Below are 14,968 nucleotides of genomic sequence, written 5' to 3'. Positions count from 1 at the left end.
CCCCCCCCCCCCCCCCCCCCCCCCCCCCCCCCCCCCCCCCCCCCCCCCCCCCCCCCCCCCCCCCCCCCCCCCCCCCCCCCCCCCCCCACGTCAGCGGCTCACGTAGGTCTGGCAGTCGGCCAGGTCCATCCGCGGGCCGACGGTGATCGCCGGGGCGTGGCACTCCAGGTCCGAGTTGTGCTGGCAGTCCGACCGGGTGCAGGCGCCGACCTGGGCGTTGATCCGGTCGGTGCCGCCGCGTACCGGCATCTCCACGAAGGTGTGGCAGTGCGCGTGGTCGCTGCTGCCGATCGTGATGGCGAAGGCATGGCAGTCGTTGGTGTGGTTGTAGGCGCAGGACCTGACGGTGCACTCCTGCACCCGGGGCATCTCCATGGCAGCGGTCATGGCGGCGACCTCCTTAGGCGTCTTGAGGCGATTCTAGGCACTTGGCTGATTCGCCTTGTCCGCTTTGGGCCGTCTCTGTCGCTTCTTGTCGCGGGGTGGGGGTCGCGCGCCTGGTGCCATGGACGTCACCGGGGCCGGGATACCTCCATAGCGCTCCACTGACGGGCCGGGCGGGTGAGCGGTGTGGTCGTCGGTGGGGTGTGGTGTCCGGTTTGGGGGTGTGACCGGCGGCATCGTGGGGCCGGAATGGTGGCCGGGCGGGGGTCGTTGTATCCCGGTGAACGGCCGAGGAAGACCGCCCCGCCCGACGGGGTGACGGGCCCCCGGGAATGGTGGCGGGCAGCCGGTCGTTACACATGGTCCCGGCGCCGCGAAGAGGCCAAGCCCCGCGCGCTGGATGAACTCCTCGAAGACTTTCCCCCTTGTTTGAGCGCCTGACGGTGCTTGCGCACCCGCCGACCCCCCCGTCGGCGTGTAGTGCGCCAACCCCCGAATGGAGCTTTCCCATGAACACGATCATTCGTAAGAGCGTTCTTGGTGTTGCTGGTCTGGCCTTCACCGGTGGCGTGTTCGCCGGTCCGATCGCCGCGCACGCTGAGGCTCCCGTGACCCACACCAAGCCGGTCGCCGCCGTGCAGGCGGACAAGCCGGACACCGGCAAGCTGATTCCGCATGGTGTGCAGGGCACCCAGTCGAAGATCACCCTGAACGGCGAGCAGGTGGCGAACGTGAAGGCGATCATCGCCGCGACGAAGAAGGCGGGTCTGCCGGAGCGGGCCGCGGTCATCTCGATCGCCACCAGCCTGCAGGAGTCGAAGCTGGAGAACCTGGGTCACCTCGGCGACCAGAATGACCACGACTCGCTGGGCCTGTTCCAGCAGCGCCCGAGTTCGGGTTGGGGTACGCCGGAGCAGATCACCAACCCCGAGTACTCGACCCTCGCCTTCGAGAAGGGCCTCAAGCAGGTCGACGGCTGGCAGGACATGCCGCTGACCCAGGCCGCGCAGACGGTGCAGGTGTCGGCCTACCCGGACGCCTACGCCCAGTGGGAGCAGCAGGCCGCCGACCTGGTCGCCCAGCACTGGAACAACTGACACACACAAGAACAACACGCTGGCCGGCACCCCGACAGGGGTGCCGGCCAGCGGCGTCTGTCGAGCAGGTCAGACCCGGAACCCCGCGGCGCGGGCTGCCGCACGCTCCCGTCGCCGGTCCTTGCGTCGGCGCAGGAACCAGAAGAGGAATGCCACGAGGCCGAGCAGGAAGACCAGCACCAGCGCCGGCAGCAGGATCGCCACCACCGACATGACGGCGCTGGTCGCGTCCTCGGCGGTGCTGGCCACCGGGGCGCCGAAGCCGGCGGTGGTCGCGTTGATCACCGGGCGGGCCGCCGCCTTGAGCAGGTGCACGCCGAGCGCGATCAGGACGCCGACCAGCACCGGCACCCACTGGTGCGAGGAGAAGAAGGTGTCCGGATCGCTGACCGTGACGGTCTGCGAGCTGGAGCCGGCGCCGAACGCCAGGCCGCCGGCCGTCGGCCGGACCACCGTCTGCACCACGTCGTTGACGTGGTCGACCACCGGCACCTTGTCGGCGACCACCTCGACGGCGAGCAGCACGGCGAGGATCAGGATGACCCAGCCGTTGCCCAGCCACTGCCAGCCGCTGGGCAGGTCGACCAGATCGGTGTAGCGCGCCAGCAGACCCATGAGGAGCAGCGGGATGTAGGCGTTCAGGCCGGCCGAGGCGGCGAGACCGGAACCGGTGAGGACTTCGAGCACGATCTCAATATCGCACCGGTACGCCAGTGGCGCTCGTCGGCGACGGCCCGGTGCTCCGTTACCCTCGTCGGGTGCGGTTGGTGATTGCGAAGTGCTCGGTGGACTACGTCGGACGACTCTCGGCACACCTGCCGTTGGCCACCCGGCTGCTCATGGTGAAGGCGGACGGCTCGGTGTCGATCCACGCCGACGACCGGGCGTACAAGCCGCTGAACTGGATGAGCCCGCCGTGTCGGCTGGAGGAGGCCCCCGGCGTGTGGCGGGTGGTCAACAAGGCCGGCGAGGAGCTGCGGATCACCCTGGAGGAGATCTTCCAGGACACCTCGTACGAGCTGGGCGTCGACCCGGGCCTGCGCAAGGACGGCGTCGAGGCGCACCTGCAGGAGCTGCTCGCGGCCAACCCGGAGACCCTCGGTCAGGGCTTCACCCTGGTCCGGCGGGAATACATGACCGCGATCGGCCCGGTCGACCTGCTCTGCCGGGATGCCAACCAGGGCGCCGTCGCCGTCGAGGTGAAGCGGCGCGGCGAGATCGACGGCGTGGAGCAGCTCACCCGCTACCTCGAACTGATGAACCGCGACCCGCTGCTGGCCCCGGTCACCGGCGTCTTCGCGGCGCAGGAGATCAAGCCGCAGGCCCGGGTGCTCGCCACCGACCGCGGCATCCGCTGCGTGGTGGTCGACTACGACAAGCTGCGCGGCATCGAGCGCGACGAGCTGACCCTCTTCTGAGCCGCCCGGCCGGCGGCGTCAGCGCCCCCGGCCGTACATCAGCTTGGCGGCCTTGACCAGGCGGGCGACGTCGGCCGGGGTGCGCTCGAAGGTCATCGCCGGCAGCATCGACCGGGCCCGGCGCCGGGTGATCGACTTGGGCCGGCCGAACTCGCGCAGCCCGTCCTCGCCGTGGATCCGGCCGAACCCGGAGTCGCCGACCCCACCGAACGGCAGAGTGGACATGCCGGCGAAGGTGAGCGTCGAGTTGATCGAGGCCATCCCGGAGCGCAGCCGCCGCGCGACCGCCACCGCCCGCTTGCGGCCGAAGACCGAACCCCCGAGGCCGTACGGCAGGGCGTTGGCCCGCTCGACGGCCTCGTCCACGTCGCGGACCCGGTTGACGGTCAGCGTCGGGCCGAAGGTCTCCTCGCGCACCGCGGCCGAGTCCTCCGGCACGTCCACCAGCACGGTCGGATGCACGTACGGCGGCTTGACCGCGTCGGCCCCGCCGAGCACCGCCCGGCCGCCCCGCGCCACGCCGTCCTCGATGTGCCGGCGGATGATGTCCAGCTGCGACGGCATGGTGATCGGACCGATGTCGGCACCCTCCGGACCCACGGTCAACCGGCCGGCCTTCGCCACCACCTTGTCGACGAAGGTGTCGAAGACCTGGTCGACGGCGTAGACCCGCTCGATGCCGATGCAGGTCTGGCCGGCGTTGGTCAGCGCGCCCCAGACGCACGCCTCGGCCGCCGCGTCCAGGTCGGCGTCGACGTCCACGATCATCGCGTCCTTGCCGCCCGCCTCCAGCAGCACCGGGGTCAGCGTCTCGGCGCAGGCCGCCATCACCTTCTTGGCCGTGCGGGTGGAGCCGGTGAAGGCCAGCTTGCCCACCCCGGCCCGGCACAGCGCCGCGCCCACGTCGCCGAGGCCGTGCACCGCCTGGAGGACGGGTTGCTCCGGCACCACCTCGGCGAACCGGTCGACCAGCCACTGCCCGACGGCCGGGGTGTACTCGCTCGGCTTGAACACCACGGCGTTCCCCGCGGCCAGCGCGTACGCGGCGGAGCCGATCGGGGTGAAGACCGGGTAGTTCCACGGGCCGATCACGCCGACCACGCCGTACGGCTGGTATTCCAGGTGGCCGGTGAACTCGGCCAGGATCAGCCGGGTGCGGACCCGCCGGGGCCCGAGCACCCGCTTCGCGTTGCGGGCCGCCCAGTCGATGTGCTCCAGCGCGGTGAGGATCTCGACGACGGCGTCCGCGACCGGCTTGCCGCCCTCGGTGTGCATCAGCTCGGCCAACTCCTCGATCCGCCGGGCGAGCACACCCCGCCAGCGCAGCAGCCGCGCCCGCCGGCCGGTGAAGCCGAGCCCGGCCCACCAGTCGGCGGCGACCCGGGCGCGGGCCACCGCGTCACGCACGTCCGCGTCGGTCGCCACCGGGAGCCGCCCGGCCTCCGCGCCGGTCGCCGGGCTGGTGGACACCAGCCGGCCGTCCTCGATGGTCGGGGTCCCCGGGACATGCACAGCCGTCATGGCCGAAGTCTAGACCCGAACATTACTCGCCGGTAGGTGCTGGTTGCCGGCCGGATCGACGGACGTGCGGCGGGGGGAGTCGACCGCCGAACCGGCGAACGGGAGGTGACCACCCGGTGTTACGAGGGTGACCGCGCGGCGGTGGAGGCGGTTACGGTGAGGTGGCACTCTGACGCGGGGCGATGGTGGGGCGGAGGGGCGAGAGTCCATGGAGGAGCACCCGGAGCTGATGCCGCTGCTGACCGTGGCGGGTGGGGCGATGCGCGGACTGAGCTTCCGGGTCGGCCGGGGCGCGCAGGTGATCGGCCGGGTGCCGACCGCCGACATCGTGCTCACCGACCCACACCTCAGCCGGCGGCACGCCACGGTCCAGCTGACCGCCGCCGGCGTGATGTTGACCGACCTCGGCTCGACGAACGGCACCTGGCTGAACGACGAACGGATCGACGGCAGCGCGCAGCTCGTTGACGGTGACCTGGTCCGGGTCGGCCGTACCGAACTGCGGTTCTTCGACCCGGGCGTGGCCCGCACCGATCCGGTCGGTCTGCACTTCGGCGTCCCGCGCCGGGACCACCGGCCCACCCTCCCGCTGCCCGTGCCGACCCGGCAGTCGGCCGAGCCGACCGAGCCGGTGCCGCCGCCCCGGCAGTCGGGGGAGCCGACCGAGCCGGTGCGACCGCGCGGCGACACCGCGCCGCTCCCGGCCGACGTCCCCCGCTGACCCGTACGGTCCGACACCGGCCGGGGCCGCGGTGTGGGGACCGCGCACATGGACCGGACCGCACCGACGTGCCAGCATGCGCGGATGGAGAGCGCGCGGCACACCGTCCAGGCCAACGGCATCACCCAGGCGGTCCGGGTGGCGGGGCCACCGGACGGCGTACCGGTGCTGCTGGTGCACGGCAACTGTTCGTCGGCCGCGTTCTGGGAGCCGTTGCTGCCCCGGCTGCCGGACACCCTCCGGGTGGTCGCCCCCGACCTGCGCGGGTACGGCGACACCGATACCGCCCCGGTCGACTCGACCCGCGGCCTGCGGGACTTCGCCGACGACGTGGCCGCCCTGCTCGACGTCCCCGGGCTGTTCGCCCCGGGAGCCCGGCCGGTGGTGGTCGGGCACTCGCTCGGCGGCGGGGTGGCGATGCGGCTGCTGATCGACCACCCCGACCGGGTGGCCGGCCTGCTGCTGGCGGCCCCCGTCTCGCCGTACGGCTTCGGTGGCACCCGGGACGTCGACGGCACGCCCACCACCCCCGACTTCGCCGGCACCGGCGGCGGCACGGCGAACCCCGACTTCGTGGCCCGGCTGGCCGCCGGGGACCGGGGCACCGACGGCCCGACCAGCCCCCGCAACGTGCTGCGGTCGGCGTACGTGGCCGACCCGGCGTCGCTCGGCGCCGACGAGGAGCTGCTGCTGGACAGCCTGCTCAGTACCGCCACCGGGGACGACAACTACCCGGGCACGGCGGTCGCCTCCCCGCACTGGCCGGGCAGCGCGGCGGGGGCGCGCGGGGTGCTCAACGCGCTGGCGCCGGCCTGGTTCCGGGTCGCCGACGAACTGGTCGCCGTCCCGGCCAAGCCGCCGGTCACCTGGGTACGCGGCGACGCCGACGTGATCGTCTCGGACACCTCGCTGTTCGACCTGGCGTACCTGGGGTCGCTCGGGGTCGTGCCCGGCTGGCCCGGGGCCGCGGACTGCCCGCCGCAGCCGATGATCGGGCAGACCCGGGCGGTGCTGGAGCGGTACGCGGCGGACGGCGGGACGTACCGGGAGGTGGTGCTGCCCGGCTGCGGGCACAGCCCGCACCTGGAGCGGCCGGCCGAGTTCGTCGCCGAGCTGCTGGCCCTCGCGGAGGTGCCGACGACGGTCTGAACCGCCCGGACCGTGAAATATCCCACGGCGTCTCGACAACGTAGCGTCACGTGGCAGACTCCGGCGCATAACCTTAGCGGCCGTTCATGTCGGCAACGGCGGAGTCAACCAAGGGGAGGCCGGTCGTGGCGCGCGAGTTCACCAGCGTGGGTGTGGTGGGTCTGGGCACCATGGGTGCCGGCATCGTCGAGGTCTTCGCCCGCAACGGCATCGACGTGGTGGCCGTGGAGATCTCCGAGGCCGCCCTGGAGCGCGGCCGGACCACCCTCGTCGGCTCCACCGACCGGGCGGTGGCCAAGGGCAAGCTCGCCGAGGCCGACCGGGACGCCCTGCTGAGCCGGGTCGACTTCCAGGTCGGGCTGGACGCCCTGCACTCGGTGGACCTGGTCATCGAGGCGGTCCCCGAGCACCTGGACCTGAAGCAGCGGATCTTCGCCGAGCTGGACCGGGTCTGCCGGCCCGAGGCCATCCTGGCCACCAACACCTCGTCGCTGAGCGTCACCGAGATCTCGGTCGCCACCACCCGGCCGAACCAGGTCATCGGCATCCACTTCTTCAACCCGGCCCCGGTGATGAAGCTGGTCGAGGTGGTCCGCACGGTGGTCACCTCCGCCGAGGTGGTGGCCGACGTGGAGGCGCTCTGCGAGCGGCTCGGCAAGGTCGACGTGACCATCAACGACCGGGCCGGCTTCATCGCCAACGCGCTGCTCTTCGGCTACCTGAACCACGCGGTCGGCATGTTCGAGGCACGGTACGCCACCCGCGAGGACATCGACGCCGCGATGAAGCTCGGCTGCGGCCTGCCGATGGGTCCGCTCGCGCTGATGGACCTGATCGGCCTGGACACCGCGTACGAGATCCTGGACACCATGTACCGGCGCGGCGGCCGGGACCGCCGGCATGCCCCGGTGCCGCTGATCAAGCAGATGGTCACCGCCGGGCTGCTCGGCCGGAAGTCCGGCCGGGGCTTCTACACCTACGAGCGGCCGGGCTCGCCGAAGGTCGTACCGGACGAGCACACCCCGGTGACGTCGGGCGCCGCGGTCGCCGACGGCGCCCGGGTGGTCGCCAAGGTCGGCGTGGTCGGCTCCGGCACCATGGCCACCGGGATCATCGAGGTCTTCGCAAAGGCCGGGTACGAGGTCATCTCGGTGACGCGGGGCGCGGAGAAGTCCGCCAAGGTCTGCGAGGCGGTCAAGACCTCGCTGAACAAGGGCGTGGTCCGGGGGAAGCTCAGCGAGTCCGACCGCGACGCCGCGCTGGGCCGGGTCACCTGGTCGGCCACCCTGGAGCACCTCGCCGACGTCGACCTGGTGGTCGAGGCGGTGGTCGAGGAGCTGAGCGTCAAGAAGGCCCTCTTCGCCAGCCTCGACGAGATCTGCAAGCCGGGCGTCGTGCTCGCCACCACCACCTCGTCGCTGCCGGTGATCGACGTGGCGATGGCCACCCAGCGCCCGGCCGACGTGGTCGGCCTGCACTTCTTCAACCCGGCGCCGATCATGCCGCTGGTGGAGATCGTGCAGACGATCCGCACCTCGGCGGAGACCACCGCCACCGCCCGCGCGGTCTGCGCGGCGCTCGGCAAGACCGGCGTGGCCTGCGGGGATCGCTCCGGCTTCATCGTCAACGCGCTGCTCTTCCCGTACCTGAACGACGCGGTGAAGATGCTGGAGGCCAGCTACTCGACCGCCGACGACATCGACTACGCGATGAAGCTCGGCTGCGGCTACCCGATGGGCCCGTTCGAGCTGCTGGACGTGGTCGGGCTGGACGTCTCGCTGGCCATCCAGCGGGAGCTCTACCTGGAGCTGCGCGAGCCGGGCTTCGCCCCCGCGCCGCTGCTGGAGCACCTGGTCACCGCCGGCTACCTCGGCCGCAAGAGCGGCCGCGGCTTCCGCGACCACACCAACCGCTGATCCGGGTCAACACCGGACGCCGGCGACGGCGTCCAGAGAGTGTGACCTTCGAGGAGTACGTCGGCAGCCGGGGCCCGGCCCTGATCCGCCTGGCCCGGCTGCTTACCGGCGACGAGCACCGCGCCGAGGACCTGACCCAGGACGTGCTGGCGCGCGCGTACGTGCACTGGCGCAAGATCGCTCGGGCGGACCGGCCCGACGTGTACGTGCGCCGGATGATGGTCAACGCCAACAACTCCTGGTGGCGGCGCCGGTCCAGCCGTGAGCTGGCGGTGGACACCTTCGCCGACCGCGCCCACCGGGGCGACCTCGGCGGGGAGGCGGCCGACCGGGACGAGCTGTGGCGGCTGATCCGCACCCTGCCCGACCGCCAGCGCGCCGTGCTGGTGCTGCGCTACTACGAGGACCTGGACGACGCGACGATCGCCCAGATCCTCGACTGCTCGCCGGTCACCGTCCGTACCCACGCGATGCGGGCGCTCGCCCACCTTCGGGAGCGTTACGGCATCCCGACGACCAACGGGAGCCGGCCGTGACCGACCTCGACCAGCGAATCGCCTCGGTGCTGCGGGAGCGCGCCGAGGGGGAGACCGACACCCACCGCCTGCTGCGCCACTCCCGGACCCTCGGGCGCCGCCGGCAGCTGCGCCGCCGGGCCGCCACCGGCACCGCCCTGGCCATGGTCGGGGTCCTCGGCTTCGTCGGCGTCGCCGGCACGGACCTCGGCGGGCTCTCGGCCCGGTTGCCCTGGGCCGCGGCCACGCCCACCGCCGCCGCGCCGGTGCCACCCCGCGCCGACGGGGTGCCCGGGGCCGCCGAGCGCCCCGACCTGGTCGGCACCGACGCCCAGGTCCTGCACGTGGGCGTCGACACCGCCCGGGCCCGCTACCTGGGCTGGGCGGTGTACGGCGACCAGATCGAGTCGATCCGGTTGAGTGTTGGGGGCGGGCGGCCGGTCGTGGTCCAGGTGAGCCGCTCCGCGAAGGAGGTCGGCGAGCTGCTGCTCGATGGCCTCCCGGCCGAGCAGGGGGCGATTCCGGTGACCTTCGACGGCGTCGTCCGGCCGTTCAGCAACGGTGCCGGTGGTCTGGTGAAGGCCTGGCAGCCCGTCCCCGGCCTGTACGCCCGGGCGAGCGTGCTCGGCAGCGTCGACCGGCGCATGCTGGCCAAGGCCGTGGACGCCCTCCGCTGGGGTGAGGCACGCCGGTGCACCGCGCCCCTGCGGCTACGCGAGCTGCCGGTGGGTGCCAGGCTGGCCAGCTGCTCCGTCGACGCCACCGCCTTCCCCGGGGGTCTCAACGTCGAGCTCGTCCTCTACCGGGAGCCGTCGGCGAACATGTGGGTGCGGTTGCAGTACGGGGCGCAGATCGCGGCCGACCGGGTCGAGGGCAACCGTACCGTCGGTGGCCGTCCCGCCTACCTCTATCCGGACGGCACGAAGCTCGAACTGCTCGGCATGCCGAAGGCACACCTGACCGCCGACTTCGGCTGGCCCTGGTTGGGCGACCCACCCAAGGGCCACGTGAACTTCACGGAGGCGGACGCGACGAGCGTGCTGGCCGGAGCGCAGGTGGCGAAGGAGCTGACCGACCCGGAGACCTGGCACTGACGGGCGCCGCCGGCCGGGCCAGCCGACCCGGGCCGGTCCGGCCGGTGGCCCGTACGCTTGGTGACCGTGAGCCCCCGTCGCAACCGCCCCCGCCGGGACGAGAACACCCAGCTGGACTCCGAGCGGGTACGCCAGGGCGTGCCGGCCGTCCAGCAGTGGCGCGACGGCGACTGGCAGGTACGCGGGATCAGCGGCGGGGCGTCGGTCAAGACGTACCGCTGTCCCGGCTGTGACCAGGAGATCCGCCCCGGAATGGCGCACGTGGTGGCCTGGCCGGCCGACGACCGCGGCGACCTCACCGACCGGCGGCACTGGCACAGCGGCTGCTGGCGGGCCCGGGACCGGCGCGGTCCGAACCTCCAGCGCGGCCGCAGCGCACCCCGGTACGGCTGAGCGATCTGGATCACCCTGTTTCCGCCCCGGCGGGCGGCGGGCGGGGTGGCGCGGGAGACTGGGACGGTGAGCACACCGATCCGTGCGTCGTCGATCCTGCCCGGTCACCGGGAGGACATCGAGCTGCACACCGCCGACGGGCTGACGCTGGTCGGTGAGCTGGCCCGCCCGCTGGACCGGGAGCCGGCGGGCACCCTGGTCTGCCTGCACCCGCTGCCCACCCACGGCGGGATGATGGACAGCCACGTGTTCCGCAAGGCGGCCTGGCGGTTGCCGGCGCTGGCCGACCTGGCCGTGCTCCGGTTCAACACCCGGGGCACCAGCAGCGTCCGCGGCACCAGCGAGGGGGCGTTCGACAACGCCGTCGGCGAGCGCTACGACGTGGCCGCCGCGATCGAGTACGCCGAGTTCGCCGAGCTGCCCAACATCTGGCTGGTGGGCTGGTCGTTCGGTACCGACCTGACGATCAAGTACGGCTGCGACCCGGCGATCGCCGGGGCCGTCCTGCTCTCCCCGCCGCTGCGCTTCTCCGCGCCCGAGGACCTGGCCGTCTGGGCCGAGTCGGGCAAGCCGCTCACCGCGCTGGTGCCCGAGTTCGACGACTATCTGCGCCCCGAGGAGGCTCGGCAGCGCTTCGCGGCCGTGCCGCAGGCCGAGGTGATCGGGGTGCCCGGCGCCAAGCACCTCTGGGTCGGCGACGCGGAGACCGTGCTCGACGAGATCGTCCGCCGGGTCAACCCGACCGTGCCGGTTCCGCTGCCGACCGCCTGGGACGGCCCGATGGAGACCGGCGACGTCAGCGCGTACGCAGACCGGACCGTGGCCGCCTTCGCCGACACCCCGGTGCCGGGCCCGCAGCAGCGGCGGGCGGGCTGACCGTCAGCGGGAGTCCTGCCGGGGGAGGACCACCTCGCGGAGGATGAGCTGGAGGGCGGCCACCGTCGGGATCGCGATCAGCGCGCCGACCACGCCCAGCAGCGACACCCCGAGCAGCGCGGCGAGCAGTGCCGCCACCTCGTTGACCGAGACCGCGCGACGCATGATCTTGGGGTAGATGAGGTAGTTCTCCACCTGCTGGTAGATCACGAAGAAGACCAGGCAGGCGATCCCGATCGGCAGGTCGGTGGCGAGGCCGACCAGGGTCACCACCACCGCGCCCAGGGTCGCCCCGATCTGCGGGATCAGGTCGGTCACCGCGACCACCACGGCCAGCGCGAACGGGTACGGCAGGCCGACCGCCAGCGCGAAGACGAAGGTGCTCGCCCCGGCCAGCACCGCGATGGCCAGGGCCCCCACCATGTACGCGCCGACCCGGGTCAGGATCTCGTCGCCGATCAGCCGGACCCGCGGCCGCCGCGAGCGCGGCACCAGCGCGTACCCGAGGTCGCGCAGCCGGTCGAAGTAGGCCAGGAAGTAGACGGTCAGCACCAGGACGGTCAGCGCCCGGAAGATCGTGCCGAAGATGAGTTGCGCCCCGCCGAGCACGCCGCCGAGGACCCGGCCGAGGGTGCCGGGGTTCGCCACGGACTGGACCCGTTGCACCACGTCGTACCGCACGACGAGGTCGTTGACGGTGGGGTTGCGGCGCAGGTCCTCGACATAGCCGGGGAGGTGCTGGATGAACTGCCCGGATTGGGTCACCACCGGCGGCACCAGGGCCAGCAGGCCGCCGACGATCAGCAGCACCAGGGTCAGCGTCACCACCGCCACCGCCAGCCCGTGCGGCAGCCCCCAGTTGCGGAGGCGGACCACCGCCGGGTGCAGGCCGACCGCGAGGAAGAGCGCGATCACCACCAGCACCAGGATGCCGGCGGAGTTGCGGACGCCCAGGAAGACCGCGTACGCCAGGAACACGCCGAGCGCCCCGGTGAAGCCGACCAGGAAACTGCTGCGCCGCAGCGGTTTCCCCGGAACGCCGAACCGCCCGCTCGGCTCGAACTCGGTCGGCTCGGTCAGTTCGTCGACTCCGCTCTCCGCGCGGCTGCCGGCCGGTGCGGCCCCGACCTCGCCCTCGCTTGCGGCCCCCGCCCGGGGCTCGGGCTCGGGGCGCAACGCGTCCAAGGGGTCCTGGTCCTCCGGCCGCGCCTCGCCCGGCGGCCCGTCCTGCGTCACGCGACCTCCCCGGATTCCCCCCCGGCGCATGTGACGCCGGATCGCGTGATGCGCGATCTCCTGCCCGGAGGGTAGCCGCAGTGCCGCCCGCCGGCCATCCCTTCCGAGGCCTCCCGCGTCGGCTCGCGGTCATCCCCGTCGACCCGACCCTCGCGGGGCGGGAGGACATGGGTCCGCGGCGGCTACCAACCTGATGACGGAGACGATTCGACCGGCCTGAGTCGTCCACGTCATCAAGTTCGTAGCGTCCGTCAGGCGCGGCGTCGGGTTTCGGCCAGGGCGGCCATCGAGGTGGCCGGCGGTGGGCCGGTCTGGCCGTCCGGATCCGGCTTCCGGTTTGGTCAGTCCTTCTCGACCGTGACCGTGCTCGGCTTGGCGCTGCGCTCGTCGGTGGTCGGCTTGGTCGGACGCTTGCCGTTCTCGCCGGTGCTGGTGATCTTCGTCGGGGTGGCGCCCCGGCCGCCCTCGCCCGGCACGGCGGCCACGGTCGGCTCGCCGTCCACCCCGTCGGCGGCCCCGCCACCGTCCACCGTGGTGACCGGCTCGGCGACCGGACGGGCCGTGCCGGCGTCCGCGCCGGACTCCGGCTCCGCCGCGGGTCCGGCGGTCGTCGCCGGTTCGACGGTCGTTGTCGCCGGCTCGGTGGCCGTCGCCGGCCCGATCGTCACCGGCTCGGTGGCCGTCGCCAGGCCGCCGCCGTTGGGGGAGACGGCCGCGCTGCCCCGGGCGGTCACCGGTGCCACGCCCTTCCCGGCGGTCGGCGCGTCGGCACCCGTCGGGGCCGCGCTCTGCCCGGCCGTCGGCCCGGCGTCGCCACCGGCTGCGGCGGCCAGTTCGTCGGGGTGCACCGGCGTGGCAGTGAGCCCCGCCTCGGCACCCGCGGTCCGCAGCTCGGCCAGCCTGCGCTGGAGGTCGTCCGACTCCTGCCGCGACTTCCAGGTCTCCGTGCGCAAGTCGGCCAGCTCCTGCTGGGCCTGGGCGATCTCCAGCATCACCTGGGCGAGCTGCTGCCGGCCGGCGGCCACCTCCTGCTGGGTGGCGGCGAGGTGCTGTTGCGTGGTGGCCAGGTGCTGCTGGGTGGTCGCCGCGTACTCCTCGAACTGGCGGCGGGAGGCGGCGACGTGCTCGTCGGCCTTGCGGCGCCTGTCGGTGGCGTCCGCCTCGGCGTGCTTCAGCAGCTCGGCGGACTCCTCCTCGGCCCGCCGGCGCAGGGTCAGCGCGTCCTGCTCGGCCGCCTGCCGGATCGTGGCGGCGCCCTGCTCGATCTCCCGCTGCCGGTCGGCGTACGTCTTCTCCAGCTCGTCCTGCCGCTTCTTGTGCTGCTTGTCGAGCTCGTCACGGCGCTTGGCGTACTCCTGCTCGGTGGCGGCGCGGCGCTGGGCCAGCTCCTTGTCGGCCGCCTCGCGCCGGGAGTTGACCTCCTTCTCCACGCCGGCCCGCCAGGCGCCCAACTCCTGCTGCGTCTGGGCCCGGGCCTGCTGCACGTACGCCTCGGTCTCGCTGCGCATCCGCTGCACGAACGCCTCGACCTCGGCGCGGTTGCGCTTGCCGGCCTCGGCGGCCTCGCTGGTGAGCCGGTTGGCCTCGGTCCGCGCGCGGCCCCGGGTGGACTTCGCCGCCTCCTCCGCGTCGTCGACGATCTTCTTGGCCTCGGCGAGCGCCTTCGCGTGGCTGGCCCGGCCGGCCTCGGCCGCGGACTCGGTGAGGCGCTTCGCCTCCTGCTGCGCCTTGGCGTGCACCTCCTTGGCCGCCTCGCGGAGCTGGGTGGCCTCCTGCTGGGCCTTGGCCAGGGCTTCCTTGGCCGTCTCGCGCAGCCGGGTGGCCTCCTGCTGGGCCCGGGTGTGGATCTCCTTGGCGGTGTCCCGGAGCTGCGTCGCCTCCTGCTGCGCCGTGGCCAGCGCGTCCTGCGCGTTCTTCCGCAGCTTCGCGGCTTCGTCCCGGGCGGCCTTGAGGGTGGCCTCCGCCTCGGCCTTGCGGGTGGCGGTGTGCCGCTCCTCCTCGGCCCGTCGGGCGGCGAGCGCGATCTCGAAGTCCTTCAGCGCCTGGGCGGCCTGCTCCCGGGCCTCCTCGATGATGTGCTCGGCGGCGGCCCGGCGGGCCTCGATCTCCTCGTGGGCGGCGGCGAGGATGTCGTCCGCCTGCTCCTCGGCCATGGTGAGGATCTGCTCGACCCGGGGGCCGAGGTGCCGGAACGAGGCCCGGTCGACCACACCCACCTGCTTGCGCACCTGGGCGAGGTCGCGTTGCAGCACCTCCACCTGGCCGGCCAGCTTGTGGATCTGGGTGTACGCCTGCTCCCGCTCGCCCGTCAGCGCCGCGATCTCGTGCTCGGCGCGAGCGACGTACCGGTCGACCTGTCGTTTGTCGTAACCCCGCAGCGCGGACTCGAAGCTGGGCTCCGTGGTCACATCACCGCCGAGCGCAAACAGTTCCTCGCCGTGCGACATGCCCCCATCCTCACACGCATCCGGCTCTGCTGGGGCGATACGGACGCCCCTGTTGGGACCTACTTCACTGAGGTGGCGAAACGGGCCGGAAAGCATGACGGCGGGGGGGGGGGGGGGGGGCCCCGGGGGTGCCCCCCCCCCCCCCCCCCTCCCACCTTCCGTTGTGTTTCTCCCCCCCACCCCCACCTCTCCGTCCCTCCT

14 protein-coding genes are annotated in these 14,968 nt (G+C 73.1%); 9 read left to right on the top strand and 5 right to left on the bottom strand.

All coding sequences use genetic code 11. The features are described 5' to 3' along the window. Positions 1 to 90: 90 nt before the first annotated feature. Positions 91 to 387: a DUF1540 domain-containing protein gene (locus ACZ6S5_RS31275; RefSeq protein ID WP_466005824.1), complete on the bottom strand. Its 297-nt coding sequence runs from the start codon at positions 385 to 387 to the stop codon at positions 91 to 93. 506 nt (positions 388 to 893) lie between these two features. Between ACZ6S5_RS31275 and ACZ6S5_RS31270 the strand changes: the two genes are divergently transcribed. Next, positions 894 to 1,481 carry a hypothetical protein gene (locus ACZ6S5_RS31270; protein ID WP_466005823.1) on the top strand — a complete coding sequence of 196 codons (588 nt, stop codon included), beginning with the start codon at positions 894 to 896 and terminating at the stop codon, positions 1,479 to 1,481. Positions 1,482 to 1,550: 69 nt separating this feature from the next. On the opposite strand, the gene ACZ6S5_RS31265 is transcribed toward ACZ6S5_RS31270, so the two are convergent. Beyond that, positions 1,551 to 2,168, bottom strand: a complete 618-nt coding sequence (locus ACZ6S5_RS31265; protein WP_466005822.1) for a DUF4126 domain-containing protein — start codon at positions 2,166 to 2,168, stop codon at positions 1,551 to 1,553. A 71-nt stretch (positions 2,169 to 2,239) separates the two neighbouring features. Here ACZ6S5_RS31265 and nucS point away from each other — a divergent pair, with 71 nt between their 5' ends. Further along, positions 2,240 to 2,899, top strand: coding sequence for an endonuclease NucS (nucS, locus tag ACZ6S5_RS31260; protein WP_466005821.1), 660 nt, complete (start codon positions 2,240 to 2,242; stop codon positions 2,897 to 2,899). Positions 2,900 to 2,917: 18 nt separating this feature from the next. Here nucS and ACZ6S5_RS31255 read toward each other — a convergent pair whose 3' ends face one another. Next, the gene (locus tag ACZ6S5_RS31255; RefSeq protein ID WP_466005820.1) at positions 2,918 to 4,420 is read right to left on the bottom strand and encodes an aldehyde dehydrogenase family protein; all 1,503 of its coding nucleotides are present in this window, start codon (positions 4,418 to 4,420) and stop codon (positions 2,918 to 2,920) included. A gap of 208 nt (positions 4,421 to 4,628) precedes the next feature. On the opposite strand from ACZ6S5_RS31255, the gene ACZ6S5_RS31250 reads away from it, so the two are divergent. The 7 genes from ACZ6S5_RS31250 (at position 4,629) to ACZ6S5_RS31220 (ending at position 11,084) form a co-directional block, all read left to right on the top strand. Then, positions 4,629 to 5,141, top strand: a complete 513-nt coding sequence (locus ACZ6S5_RS31250) for an FHA domain-containing protein (protein WP_466005819.1) — start codon at positions 4,629 to 4,631, stop codon at positions 5,139 to 5,141. An 84-nt stretch (positions 5,142 to 5,225) separates the two neighbouring features. Beyond that, a complete protein-coding gene (locus tag ACZ6S5_RS31245) occupies positions 5,226 to 6,290 on the top strand; it encodes an alpha/beta fold hydrolase (protein WP_466005818.1) in 1,065 nt (354 codons plus the stop codon). 125 nt (positions 6,291 to 6,415) lie between these two features. Next, a complete protein-coding gene (locus ACZ6S5_RS31240; protein ID WP_466005817.1) occupies positions 6,416 to 8,206 on the top strand; it encodes a 3-hydroxyacyl-CoA dehydrogenase family protein in 1,791 nt (596 codons plus the stop codon). A 41-nt stretch (positions 8,207 to 8,247) separates the two neighbouring features. Next, a complete protein-coding gene (locus ACZ6S5_RS31235) occupies positions 8,248 to 8,742 on the top strand; it encodes a SigE family RNA polymerase sigma factor (RefSeq protein ID WP_466005816.1) in 495 nt (164 codons plus the stop codon). Further along, positions 8,739 to 9,815, top strand: coding sequence for a hypothetical protein (locus ACZ6S5_RS31230; RefSeq protein WP_466005815.1), 1,077 nt, complete (start codon positions 8,739 to 8,741; stop codon positions 9,813 to 9,815). The genes ACZ6S5_RS31235 and ACZ6S5_RS31230 overlap by 4 nt, the downstream gene beginning before the upstream one ends. 66 nt (positions 9,816 to 9,881) lie before the next feature. Continuing rightward, on the top strand, positions 9,882 to 10,208 hold the full coding sequence (locus ACZ6S5_RS31225) for a hypothetical protein (RefSeq protein WP_466005814.1): 327 nt from the start codon (positions 9,882 to 9,884) through the stop codon (positions 10,206 to 10,208). Between the two features lie 66 nt (positions 10,209 to 10,274). Beyond that, positions 10,275 to 11,084, top strand: coding sequence for an alpha/beta hydrolase (locus ACZ6S5_RS31220; RefSeq protein ID WP_466005813.1), 810 nt, complete (start codon positions 10,275 to 10,277; stop codon positions 11,082 to 11,084). Between the two features lie 3 nt (positions 11,085 to 11,087). On the opposite strand, the gene ACZ6S5_RS31215 is transcribed toward ACZ6S5_RS31220, so the two are convergent. Continuing rightward, positions 11,088 to 12,164 carry an AI-2E family transporter gene (locus tag ACZ6S5_RS31215; RefSeq protein WP_466005827.1) on the bottom strand — a complete coding sequence of 359 codons (1,077 nt, stop codon included), beginning with the start codon at positions 12,162 to 12,164 and terminating at the stop codon, positions 11,088 to 11,090. 497 nt (positions 12,165 to 12,661) lie between these two features. Beyond that, a complete protein-coding gene (locus ACZ6S5_RS31210) occupies positions 12,662 to 14,767 on the bottom strand; it encodes a coiled-coil domain-containing protein (protein ID WP_466005812.1) in 2,106 nt (701 codons plus the stop codon). Positions 14,768 to 14,968: the final 201 nt, after the last annotated feature.

The sequence above is a fragment of the Micromonospora sp. NPDC051924 genome (genome assembly GCF_055586005.1).
Note: the sequence above shows the minus strand (reverse complement) of the source record. Positions and strands in the feature narration are given on the sequence as shown.